Source organism: Oceanithermus desulfurans (assembly GCF_014201675.1).
Classification (GTDB): Bacteria; Deinococcota; Deinococci; order Deinococcales; family Marinithermaceae; genus Oceanithermus; species Oceanithermus desulfurans.
In genome coordinates this window covers 50,368-61,112 of the sequence record NZ_JACHEZ010000003.1, presented here as the reverse complement: position 1 = coordinate 61,112, position 10,745 = coordinate 50,368, and the positions used below count along the sequence as shown (strand labels likewise).

Genomic DNA, 10,745 nt, shown 5'->3' with positions numbered 1-10,745 from the left:
CATCAAGTAAATGAGTATTAATTTCAACTGCCGGTCGCTGCGCCGGCTTCAGCCGGCCGGGCTCTTGTGGACGTGGACGACCTTCCAGCCGCCCGGAAACTCGATGAGAACGCGCGATTCGTTGATCGTCTTGTGTTCGATCCCGCCCTCCCGGTGGATCGACAGCAGCAGGGTGTAGCTCGCCACCGCGGTGGTGCCGTAGAGCTGCAGCCGCGGGTCGAGCAGGTCGTAGCGCCAGTCGGCCCCGACGCCCATCCAGTCGTGCTCCATCATGAACTCGTGAAAGCTGAGCCCGTCGATGCGGTGGGGGGTGACGAACCACTCGTAGACGGCGACGTCCTCGGCGGTCGTCTCCAGGTAGGTGGCCCAGTCGCCCGCGTAGATCGCCGCCAGGTGGCGGTGCAGGGTCTTCCATACCGCGTCGGCTGCGTTTTCCATGAGGTCCTCCGTCCCCATTCTAGTTTGTAAGCTGAGGCATGCGGGTCTTCTTACCCTGGATCCAGGCGGCGGCGCGGCCGGGCGTCTTCTTCGTGCTCGGCGCCGTCACGGTCGTTTTCCTGGCGGTCTTCGCCGCGGTTCTGGTGCCGGCGATCGAGCTGGCTTCGGGGGCTCCGCCGCCGGACGTGGTGCTGCTGCAGACGCCGGCCGACTTCTTCGCCTGGCTGCGCGCGGGCGGGGCCGAGGTGCGCCGGCTCTACGGCCTCTTCCTCGTCGCCGATACCTTCTACCCCGTGGTCTACGCGCTCTTCCTGGGGGCGTGGCTGTGGCGGCTCGAGCCCGGAGGGCGTCTCTGGTCGCTGCCGCTCTGGGCGGCCGCCGCCGACTACCTGGAGAACCTGGCGCACGCGCTGCTCCTCTACGCCTACCCGGCCGAGCCCGCCTGGCTGGCGGCGGTGGCGCTGGTGGCCACCCCGCTGAAGTGGGGGCTGATCGCGTTGTCCTTGCTGGCGCTGCTGGGGCGGGCGCTGGCGCGGCGGCGCTAGCCTAGCCGGCGGGCTGGTACTCGCCCCAGACGTTCTTCAGCGCCCCCGCCACCTCGCCCAGCGTGGCCCGCCGGCGGAAGGCTTCGAGGACGAAGGGGAAGAGGTTCTCGCGTCCGCGGGCGGCCCGCTCGAGCGCCTCCAGGGCGCCTTGCACCGCCGCGGCGTCGCGCCGCTCGCGGAAGGCGCGTACCTCGGCGGCGCGGCGGCGGTCGGTCTCGGGGTCGATCTTCATCACCGGCACCGGCGGCTCCTCCTCGAGGGTGAAGCGGTTCAGCCCCACGACGATGCGTTCTTCGTTTTCGATCTCGCGCTGGTAGCGCCAGGCCGACTCCTCGATCTCGCGCTGGATGAAGCCGGCTTCGATGGCGCGCACGCTGCCGCCCAGTTCCTCGACCTGGCCGATGAGGCTTTGGGCCTCCGCTTCGAGCCGGTCGGTCAGGTGCTCGAGGTAGAACGAGCCCCCCGCCGGGTCGATGGCGTGGGTGACGCCCGACTCGTAGGCGAGGATCTGCTGGGTGCGCAGGGCCAGCAGGGCGCTCTCTTCGGTGGGCAGCCCCAGGGCCTCGTCGTAGGCGTTGGTGTGCAGGCTCTGGGTACCGCCCAGAACCGCCGCCAGCGCCTGGTAGGCGACGCGCACCACGTTGTTGAGGGGCTGCTGGGCGGTGAGGGTGGACCCTCCGGTCTGGGTGTGGAAGCGCAGCATCCACGACTTGGGGTTCTCCGCGCCGAACTCCTCCTTCATGATCCGCGCCCACAGCCGGCGCGCCGCCCGGAACTTGGCCGCCTCCTCGAAGACGTCGTTGTGGGACGCGAAGAAGAAGCTCAGCCTGGGGGCGAAGCGGTCGAGCTCGAGCCCCCGCTCCAGCGCCGCACGCACGTAGGCCTTGCCGTTGGCGAGGGTGAAGGCGATCTCCTGCGCCGCCGTCGAACCTGCCTCGCGGATGTGGTAGCCGGAGATCGAGATCGTGTTCCAGCGCGGCACTTCGCGGCTCGCGAACTCGAAGACGTCGGTGACCAGCCGCATCGAGGGCTGGGGCGGGTAGATGTAGGTACCGCGGGCGATGTACTCCTTGAGGATGTCGTTCTGGATCGTTCCGCCGACCCGGTCCCAGCTCACCCCCTGTTCCTCGGCGACGAGCAGGTAGAGCGCGAGCAGCATCATCGCTGGGGCGTTGATCGTCATGCTGGTGGTGACCCGGTCCAGGGGGATGCCTGCGAAGAGGCGGCGCATGTCGTCGATCGTGGCGATGGAGACGCCGACCCGGCCCACCTCGCCCATGGCCAGCGGGTGGTCGGGGTCGAGGCCCAGCTGGGTGGGCAGGTCGAAGGCGACCGAGAGGCCGGTCTGACCGCGCTCGAGCAGGTAGCGGAAGCGGGCGTTCGTCTCCTCGGCCGATCCGAAGCCGGCGTACTGGCGCATCGTCCAGAGCCGGTCGAGGTACATCCGCGGGTAGACCCCGCGGGTGAAGGGGTAGGCCCCGGGCCGCCCCAGCCGTTCGCGGTAATCCTCGGGCAGCCGTTCGTAGAGGCCTTCGGTGGCGTGGTCGTTCTCGGCCATTTGCGTTCAGCTTACCGCAGCACCAGCCCCAGGCCCCAGATCGCGAGCGCCGCCAGGGCGACGATGACCAAGACGGGAACAAGTACGAGCTGGTACGTTGCGATTACCAGGGCTAGGAAATCTTTCCAGTCGGGCTTGATTTCTTTGGGGTCCATAGTGGTATTGTACTTTTACAGGGTTTTAATACGGACACGAATGTGCTAAACTGCAGGAAGTATGGAAGACTATAGAAAATTCAAACTAGTGCTGAAGGCGATCGCGCACGAGGCGGGATGGGACATCATCAACGCGGTTTCGCAGGGCCCCACTCGCTTCACCAATTTGGAGCGCGCCACCAAAGTGAGCCCCCGCACCCTTTCCGAGCGACTCAAGGAACTGGCCGAACTTGGCCTGATTGAGCGCAAGGCGTACCCGGAGGTGCCCCCGCGCGTCGAGTACACCCTGACCCCGCTGGGCAAGGAGCTGCTCGACACCCTGTACAAACTGGCGAAGAAGATCGGTTAGCCTCCGTAGGTTGCAAGTAGTAACTACTTGCAGTAAGAAACGCGCCTATGGAGAGCCAGGCCTTTGCCGTCTTCAACTACGCCCTCATCACCGCGATCGCGACCGGGTTGGGGGCGCTCCCCTTTGCCTTCGCACGTAGTTTTCCGCGTACGTGGCTCGGCATCGGCAACGCCATCGCCGCGGGCCTCATGCTCGCGGCCAGCTTCGGGCTGATCTACGAGGGCGTCGGCTACAGCCTGGCGCGTACCTTGATCGGCGCGCTGGTGGGCCTCGTCTTCATCGTCTGGAGCCACCGCTTCCTGGAGCGGTACGAGGACGTCGGCATCGGCCACCTGAACGGCCTGGACGCCCGCAAGGCGCTTCTGATCGTCGGGGTCATGACCCTCCACTCCTTCGCCGAAGGGGTGGGCGTCGGCGTCTCCTTCGGGGGCGGCCTCGCCTTCGGCCTCTTCGTGACGATCGCCATCGCCGTGCACAACATCCCCGAGGGTCTGGCCATCAGCCTCGTCCTGGTGCCGCGCGGGGTGCCCTGGTGGAAGGCGGCGCTCTGGAGCGTCTTTTCCTCGCTGCCCCAGCCGCTCATGGCCGTCCCGGCCTTCCTCTTCGTGGAGTGGTTCAAGCCGGTGCTGCCGGCGGGTCTGGGCTTCGCCGCCGGCGCGATGATCTGGATGGCGTTCTCCGAGCTGATCCCCGACGCCCTCGAGGACGCCGACGCCGGTGCGGTGGCCAGCGCCATCGTGCTCGCGAGCATCGCCATGGTGGCGTTTCAGGTGCTGCTGGGCGGCTGACCCGCGAGCACGCGTTCGGTATCCAGAGCGATCGCGAGCTCCTCGTCGGTGGGGATCACCCAGGCCGAGACCCGACTGCCTTCGCGGGTGATGCGGGGGCCGCCGCGGGCGTTGGCCTCGGGGTCCAGCTCGAGGCCCAGGAACTCCAGCCCCTCGAGCGCCTGCGCCCGCACCACCGGGTCGTTCTCGCCCACGCCCGCGGTGAAGGCCACCGCGTCGAGGCCGCCCATCGCGGCGGCGTACGCGCCCAGGTACTTCTTGATCCGGTAGGTGTAGACCTGCAGCGCCATGGCCGCCTGGGCGTCCCCTTCGGCGATCCGGCGGTGGACGTCGCGCAGGTCGGAATGCCCCGCCAGCCCCAGCATGCCGCTTTCCTTGTTGAGCAGGCGGTCCGTGGCCTCGACCCCGTGGCGGCGCACGAGCTCGAGCACCAGGCCGGGGTCGAGGTCGCCGCTGCGGCTGCCCATGACCAGCCCCTCCATCGGGGTGAAGCCCATGCTGGTATCGACGCTGCGCCCGTAGCGCACCGCGGTGGCCGAGGCCCCGTTGCCCAGGTGCAGCACGACGAGGCGCAGCTCCTCGAGCGGCCGCCCCAGCGCCCGGGCCAGCTTGCCGGAGACGTAGCGGTGCGAGGTGCCGTGAAATCCGTAGCGGCGGTACCGCCGCTCGTCGGCCAGCCGGCGCGGGAGCGCGTAGCGCCAGGCCCGCTCGGGCAGGGTCTGGTGGAAGGCGGTGTCGAAGACGGCCACCTGGGGAAGATGCGGCAGCGCCGTCAAAGCGGCGCGGATGCCGGCCAGGTTGGCGGGGTTGTGCAGGGGCGCCAGCGGGACGAAGGCCTCGAGGCGCTCGAGCACCTCGGCGGTGATCCGGCTCGAGGCGGTGAAGTCGCCCCCGTGCACGACCCGGTGGCCGACGGCCTCGACCAGGTCGAGGTCGAGGCGGCGCAGCACCGCCTGCAGGGCCGCGGCGTGGTCGGCGGCGGCCACCGCCTCGGTGCGGCCTTCGAGGGTCAGCCGCGCCTGCTCAAGCCCGATGCGTTCGACCAGACCCCGCAGCCGGTGGCGCTGGGCGCGGGTGTCCGTCAGCGAGAACTTCAGGCTCGACGATCCGGCGTTGAGTACCAGGACGTTCATGTCCTCACCCTAATCCACCCGGGCGGGAGGGGGCCGCGGCTTTGCGTCCTTTTTTCATCTGGGATGCGTATACTGCTCACATGCAACGAGCCATCTTTCTTATGGTCCTGGGTATCGCCGTGCTGCTCGGCGGCGGCCTATGGTACCTGAGCAGCGCGCCGAAGCAGGCGAGCGCCGACGCCGACCCCGCCGCCGGAGCCCACTTCGTTTACGGCAGCCCCGACGCCCCGGTCACCGTCGTGGAGTTCTCCAACTACCTCTGCCCCCACTGCAAGGACCACTCCGAAAAGAGCCTGCCCCTCATCTTCGCGGACTACGTGGAGACCGGCAAGGTGCGCTACATCTTCCGCGACTTTCCCTTCGCGGGCCAGGACAACGTCATCCTCGCCGGCGAGGCGGCCGCCTGCGCCGCCGACCAGGACCGTTACTTCGACTACCACCAGCTCCTTTTCCGCGCCACCGGGCAGTGGGGACGGGTGCCCACGAGCGAGCTGCCGGCGTACTTCTCCGACTACGCCCGCCAGCTGGGCCTGGACACCGCACGCTTCGACGCCTGCCTGAGCAGCCACGAGAAGCGGCCGCTGGTGCTCGCCGACCAGGAGCTGACCCGCAAGCTCGGTCTCGGGGGGACCCCCTCCTTCTTCGTCAACGGCAAGTTCATCGAGGGCTTCCGCCCCTACGACGAGTGGAAGAAGATCCTCGACGAGGCGCTGGCCGGCAACTGAGCTGCACGGCCCGTGTACGAACACCCCCGCCGGGAATCCGGCGGGGGTGTTCTTCGTTGGCGGAAGGGTCAGAAGACGGTGACCTGGGCGACCATCTGGGTGAAGTCGAAGGTGACCCCCGTAGCCGCACCCGAAGTCACCTCGGCTCCGATCCAGATATGACCCTGGTTGATGCCGTCGGCGAGCACGTCGGGGTTGGGGTCGCCCAAGGTAATGCTCTGGGTCTCGCCGTCGGCGAAGGTGTAGCTCGCGCTGATCGCGGTTTCGCCGGAGGCGTCGCAGATCCAGGCAAGCCCCGCGTCGGTACAGCCGGCGTTATTGGGATCGCTGGTGCGCGCGTAGAAGGTCATGGTCAGCGGCGCCTGCACCGCGGTGTAGCTCGCGGTGACCTGGCCTTTCAGCTGGATGGTCTTCACGTTGACCACCGGTCTGGAGAACTGCGCGGCGTCCTTGGGGTAGACGACCTGGCCGGCGGTGTTCCCGACCGCGTCCACCTGGATGCTGAAGTCATCCAGGGGGACGGTTAGCGGGGCCTGGGAGCAGGCGGCGAGGGCCGCAGCCAGCGCCAGCAGCAGTGCGGAAGTGCGCAGGAGGGTCTTCATGGCCCCATCATACGCCCCAGGGGTATCGACGACCACCCTCAGTCGGGGGTATGCGCGGCGCCCACCCAGTCGCTCCAGCGCTCCCCGCGGGCTTCGAGGAGGCGCTCCAGACCCTCGATCACCTTGACGGGCGCGTAAGGGTCGGCGAAGGTCGCGGTACCCACGGCCACCAGGCGCGCGCCCGCGAGGGCGAACTCGAGCGCGTCCTCGGCGCTGGCGATGCCGCCCATGCCGAGGATGGGGCGGTCGGTGTGGCGGTAGAGCTCGTAGACCAGCCGCACGGCCACCGGCCGGACGGCGGGGCCGCTGAGGCCGCCCTGGCGGTTGCCCAGCACCGGACGCTTGCGCTCCAGGTCCATGCGCATCCCCAGCAGGGTGTTGATCAGGCTGAAGCCGTCCACCCCCGCCGCTTCCAGCGCCTCGGCCACCGGCAGCAGCGGGGCGCCCGGGCTCAGCTTGGCGATCACCGGGCGGTCGGTGGCGTCCTTAACCCGCCGCACCACCTCGGCCGCAGCCGCGGGGTCGTGGGCGAAGGGGAGGCGGCCGCCGTGGACGTTGGGGCAGGAGAGGTTGACCTCGATCAGGTCGGCGAAGGGGCTCACCTTGCGCGCGACGTGGGCGAAGTCGGCGGCCGCGTCGCCGAAGACGTTGACGATGACGCGCGCCCCCTGCGCCTTGAGCCAGGGCAGCTCGTCGGCTACGTAGGCGTCCACGCCCTTGTTTTCCAGCCCGATGGCGTTGAGCATCCCCATCGGCGTCTCGGTGATGCGGGGGGTGGGCGCGCCGGCGATGGGCCGCGGCGAGGTGCCCTTGGTGGTGACCGCGCCCAGCCGGCCGAGCGGGTAGAGGTGGGCGTACTCGCGGCCGAAGTTGAAGGTGCCGCTCGCGGTGACCACCGGGTTGGGGAAGCGCACCCCCAGGAACTCGACCTCGAGCCGGTTCACCAGACCACCTCCCGCACCTCGAAGACGGGGCCGTCGGCGCAGGCGTGCTTCTGCCCTGCGGTCGTCGCCACCGCGCAGGAGAGGCAGGCGCCCACGCCGCAGGCCATGTGCACGTCGAGGCTCACAAAGCCGGGCCGGCCGTGAGCGATCGCCAGCCGCGCCGCCGCCCGCATCAGCGCGATGGGCCCCACGCTGTAGACGGTCACCTCGGCGCCGCCGGCGAGCAGCTCCGCGAGACCCTCGGTGGGGTAGCCCCGCCGACCCAGCGAGCCGTCCTCGCTGAAGTACTGCACCTCGAGCCCCAGCCGCTCGTAGACCGCCCGGACCAGGGTGCGGTCCTCCGCCGAAGGAGCGCCGTGGAAGACGTGCACGCGCCGGCCCGCGCGGAGCAGCTCTTCGGCGAGCCGCGCCAGCGGCGCCGCCCCCGCGCCGGCGCTCACCAGCGCGGCCGCGCCCGCGGGCAACGGGAAGGAGTTCCCGAGCGGCGCGAGCGCCTGCAGCCGCGTTCCCGCCGGAAGCGCCACCAGGTCGCGGGTTCCCGGCCCAAAAGGGGTGACGATCAGCTCGACCTCGGCGCCCTCGTGGCGCGAGGGCGCAAGCGGCCGCCGCAGCAGGTGGCCGGGCACGCTCAGGTTCAAGAACTGCCCCGGCCGGAAGCGCGCCCCGAGCGAAGGCATCGCGAGCACCAGCCGCCGGTGCGGTCCCAGCGGCTCGCTGGCGACGAGGGTGACCGCGTGGTCGTCCCAGCGCGGGCGCTCGGGAGCGAGCTCAAGCGAGGGCTGCGTCACGCCAGACCTCCCTTCCCGCCACCAGCGTGAGCCGCGGCCAGCCGACGAGCTCGCGGCCCGCCCAGGGGCTGTAGCGGGCCTTGGAAACGAACCGCGCGGGGTCCACGGTACGCTGGGCCGCGGGGTCGAAGAGCATCAGGTCGGCGGGGGCGCCTTCCGCGAGGCGCGCGGGGGCGAGCCCCAGCGCCGCGCGCGGTCCGCTGGTCATGCACTCGATGAGTACGGCCAGCGGTAGACCCCGCTTCTCCACCAGCTCGGTGTAGAGCAGGGGAAAGGCCACCTCCAGGCTGGGCATGCCGAAGGGCGCGTTTTCCAGGTCGCGCTCCTTCTCGGCGGCGGTGTGGGGGGCGTGATCGGTGCCGATCGCCGAGAGCTCGCCCCGCTCCAGCGCCCCGATCAGCGCCTCCACGTCGCTCGCGGCGCGCAGCGGCGGGGCCACCTTGAAGCGGGCGTCGAAGCCGCGCCAGACCTCCTCGGTGAGCGTCAGGTGGTGGGGCGTGACCTCGCCCGTCACCGGCAGCCCCTCGGCTCGCGCCGCCGCGATCAGCGCCGCGCCGCGGGCGGTGGAGACGTGCTGCACGTACAGCCGCGGGGCGTGGCCCAGCGCCGCGGCCTTGCGCACCGCGTAGCGCAGCACCTCGAGGTCGCGGGCGATGCGGGCGGCCTCGGCCTCGGGGGGGTTGCCGGAGAGGCCCAGCTCAGCGGCCAGGGGGCCGTCGTTCATCACCCCGCCCGCGCGCAGCCCGGCGTCCTCGGCGTGCACGGCCACGGCCAGGCCCGCGGCGGCGGCGTAGACCAGGCCGCGGGCGAGCACGCCGGCGTCTTCGTTGGTGCGGCCGTCGTCGGTGAGCAGCGCCGCCCCCGCGCGGGCCAGCAGCGCCGCCGGGGTAAGCCGGCGGCCCTCCTGGTTCTCGGTAAGCGCCGCGGCCACGAGCAACCTGGCGCTGGAAAGCGTGCGGGCTTCGTCCAGCAGCGCCCGCACCTGCTCCGGCTCCTGCACCACCGGATCGGTATTGGGCATGGCCACGACCGCGCCGTAGCCGCCGCGGGCGGCGGCGGCCAGGCCGGTGGCGAGGTCCTCCTTGGTCTCCTGACCGGGGGTGCGCAGGTGGACGTGGGGGTCGGTGAGCGCCGGGGCGAGGAACCGGCCGCCGGCGTCGAGCACCCGCTCGGCGTCGCCCCCGGCGAGCGAGGCGATGCGGCCTTCCTCGACGAGGACGTCGGCGGTGCCGAGTTCGCCGGTACCGTCGACGAGGCGGGCGTTCCTGATGAGCAGCCTCATGCCGCCCTCCCCACCAGCAGGTGGTAGAGCACCGCCATGCGCACGGCTTCGCCGGCGCGCACCTGCCGTTCGACGCGGCTCCTCGGTCCGTCGGCCAGGGTGCCCTCGAGCTCCACGTCGCGGTTCATCGGCCCCGGGTGCAAAAGGGGCGCGTCCGGTTTGGCGCGGGCCAGCCGCGCCTCGGTAACCTGGTACTCGGCCACGTACTCGCGCAGCGAGGGGAGCGCCCCCTCGTCCATGCGCTCGCGCTGCAGCCGCAGCACCATCACCGCGTCGGCGTCTTCGAGCGCCTCGTCCAGGTCGGTCGTCAGCCGCGCGCCCGGCAGGCGCTCGGGCAGCAGCCCCGCGGGGCCCGCGGCCCAGACCTCGGCACCCAAGAGCGGCAGCAGCTCGGCGTTCGAGCGGGCGACGCGCGAGTGGGCGACGTCGCCGACGATGGCGACCTTCCGCCCCTCCAGGGTTTCCAGGTCGTCCAGCAGGGTGTAGGCGTCGAGGAGCGCCTGGGTGGGGTGGGCGCGGCGGCCGTCGCCGGCGTTGACGACGGCGCCCTCGAGCCAGCGCGCCGCCTGGTGGGCCATCCCCGCCACCGGGGCGCGGATCACGTAGGCGTCGAGGGCCATGGCCTGGAGGGTGAGCAGGGTGTCCTTGAACGACTCGCCCTTGGCCAGGCTCGAGCCCGCTCCCGTAAACCCGACCACGTCGGCCGACATCCGGCGCGCGGCCAGCTCGAAGCTGATCTTGGTACGGGTCGAGGGCTCGAAGAAGACGGTGGCCACGGTGAAGCCCTTGAGCGCCGGCACCTTCTTCATGGGCCGCTCGAGCACCTCTTCCATCATCCGCGCGGTCTCGAGCAGGCTCTCCGCCTGCGCCCGCTCCCAACCGGCGAAGTCGAGCAGATGCGTTAGCGCTCCCACAGCTCCACCCCCTCCTCACCGTCGGTCTCGCGCAGCTTGACCTTGACGACCTCCTGCATGGAGGTGGGCAGGTTCTTGCCCACGAAGTCGGCGCGGATGGGCAGCTCGCGGTGGCCGCGGTCGACCAGCACCGCGAAGTAGACGCGTTTCGGGCGTCCCAGGTCCACCAGCGCGTCGAGCGCCGCCCGGGCGGTGCGGCCGGTGAAGAGCACGTCGTCCACCAGCACTACCGGCCTTCCGGTCACGTCCCAGGGGATGCGGGTCTCGCGCACACGAGGCTGCACCCCGATCTCGGAGAGGTCGTCGCGGTAGAGGGTGATGTCGAGGACGCCCACCGGCGGCCGCACCCCTTCGAAGCGCTCGATCAGGTCCGCCAGCCGCTCGGCCAGGGGGATGCCGCGGGTGTGGATGCCCACCAGCGCCAGATCCCCGACGCCCTTGTTCTTTTCGATGATCTCGTGGGCGATGCGGCGCATCGCCCGCTCGATCTCCGCGGGTTCGAGCACACGCGCCTTGAAGCGCAT

The 10,745-nt window shown here is 70.7% G+C and carries 14 protein-coding genes; 4 read left to right on the top strand and 10 right to left on the bottom strand.

Features of this window, described 5'->3' with window-relative positions:
- Positions 1-48: 48 nt before the first annotated feature.
- Positions 49-438 carry a nuclear transport factor 2 family protein gene (locus tag HNQ05_RS04505; RefSeq protein ID WP_147147676.1) on the bottom strand — a complete coding sequence of 130 codons (390 nt, stop codon included), beginning with the start codon at positions 436-438 and terminating at the stop codon, positions 49-51.
- Between the two features lie 38 nt (positions 439-476).
- Here HNQ05_RS04505 and HNQ05_RS04500 point away from each other — a divergent pair, with 38 nt between their 5' ends.
- Positions 477-983, top strand: a complete 507-nt coding sequence (locus HNQ05_RS04500) for a hypothetical protein (protein ID WP_147147674.1) — start codon at positions 477-479, stop codon at positions 981-983.
- A gap of 1 nt (position 984) precedes the next feature.
- Here HNQ05_RS04500 and HNQ05_RS04495 read toward each other — a convergent pair whose 3' ends face one another.
- Together HNQ05_RS04495 and HNQ05_RS04490 are read right to left on the bottom strand one after the other, a co-directional pair.
- Complete coding sequence (locus HNQ05_RS04495) at positions 985-2,541, bottom strand: acyl-CoA mutase large subunit family protein (protein WP_147147672.1); 1,557 nt, start codon at positions 2,539-2,541, stop codon at positions 985-987.
- 11 nt (positions 2,542-2,552) lie between these two features.
- Entirely contained in the window at positions 2,553-2,696 is a 144-nt protein-coding gene (locus tag HNQ05_RS04490) for a hypothetical protein (protein ID WP_183677621.1), read from the bottom strand.
- A gap of 61 nt (positions 2,697-2,757) precedes the next feature.
- Here HNQ05_RS04490 and HNQ05_RS04485 point away from each other — a divergent pair, with 61 nt between their 5' ends.
- Positions 2,758-3,045, top strand: coding sequence for a winged helix-turn-helix transcriptional regulator (locus HNQ05_RS04485; protein WP_013457586.1), 288 nt, complete (start codon positions 2,758-2,760; stop codon positions 3,043-3,045).
- A gap of 47 nt (positions 3,046-3,092) precedes the next feature.
- Entirely contained in the window at positions 3,093-3,833 is a 741-nt protein-coding gene (locus HNQ05_RS04480; RefSeq protein ID WP_147147670.1) for a ZIP family metal transporter, read from the top strand.
- Here the strand turns inward: HNQ05_RS04480 and HNQ05_RS04475 are convergent.
- Positions 3,812-4,966 carry an acetate/propionate family kinase gene (locus HNQ05_RS04475; RefSeq protein ID WP_147147668.1) on the bottom strand — a complete coding sequence of 385 codons (1,155 nt, stop codon included), beginning with the start codon at positions 4,964-4,966 and terminating at the stop codon, positions 3,812-3,814. The two genes, HNQ05_RS04480 and HNQ05_RS04475, sit on opposite strands and share 22 nt — an antisense overlap.
- 80 nt (positions 4,967-5,046) lie before the next feature.
- Here HNQ05_RS04475 and HNQ05_RS04470 point away from each other — a divergent pair, with 80 nt between their 5' ends.
- On the top strand, positions 5,047-5,691 hold the full coding sequence (locus HNQ05_RS04470; RefSeq protein ID WP_183677619.1) for a DsbA family protein: 645 nt from the start codon (positions 5,047-5,049) through the stop codon (positions 5,689-5,691).
- 68 nt (positions 5,692-5,759) lie between these two features.
- Here the strand turns inward: HNQ05_RS04470 and HNQ05_RS04465 are convergent, their stop codons facing one another.
- Genes HNQ05_RS04465 through pyrR form a run of 6 tightly spaced genes read right to left on the bottom strand, consistent with a single transcriptional unit; the run spans position 5,760 to position 10,745 of the window.
- A complete protein-coding gene (locus HNQ05_RS04465) occupies positions 5,760-6,293 on the bottom strand; it encodes a hypothetical protein (protein WP_147147666.1) in 534 nt (177 codons plus the stop codon).
- Between the two features lie 38 nt (positions 6,294-6,331).
- On the bottom strand, positions 6,332-7,237 hold the full coding sequence (locus HNQ05_RS04460; protein ID WP_147147664.1) for a dihydroorotate dehydrogenase: 906 nt from the start codon (positions 7,235-7,237) through the stop codon (positions 6,332-6,334).
- Positions 7,234-8,025, bottom strand: coding sequence for an iron-sulfur cluster-binding protein (locus HNQ05_RS12320; protein WP_147147662.1), 792 nt, complete (start codon positions 8,023-8,025; stop codon positions 7,234-7,236). The genes HNQ05_RS04460 and HNQ05_RS12320 overlap by 4 nt, the downstream gene beginning before the upstream one ends.
- Entirely contained in the window at positions 8,006-9,307 is a 1,302-nt protein-coding gene (locus HNQ05_RS04450) for a dihydroorotase (protein WP_147147660.1), read from the bottom strand. Before HNQ05_RS04450 ends, HNQ05_RS12320 begins: the two co-directional genes overlap by 20 nt.
- A complete protein-coding gene (locus HNQ05_RS04445; protein WP_147147658.1) occupies positions 9,304-10,221 on the bottom strand; it encodes an aspartate carbamoyltransferase catalytic subunit in 918 nt (305 codons plus the stop codon). Before HNQ05_RS04445 ends, HNQ05_RS04450 begins: the two co-directional genes overlap by 4 nt.
- Positions 10,209-10,745 (bottom strand): bifunctional pyr operon transcriptional regulator/uracil phosphoribosyltransferase PyrR, encoded by a 537-nt coding sequence (gene pyrR / locus HNQ05_RS04440; protein WP_147147656.1) that lies wholly within the window; start codon positions 10,743-10,745, stop codon positions 10,209-10,211. Before pyrR ends, HNQ05_RS04445 begins: the two co-directional genes overlap by 13 nt.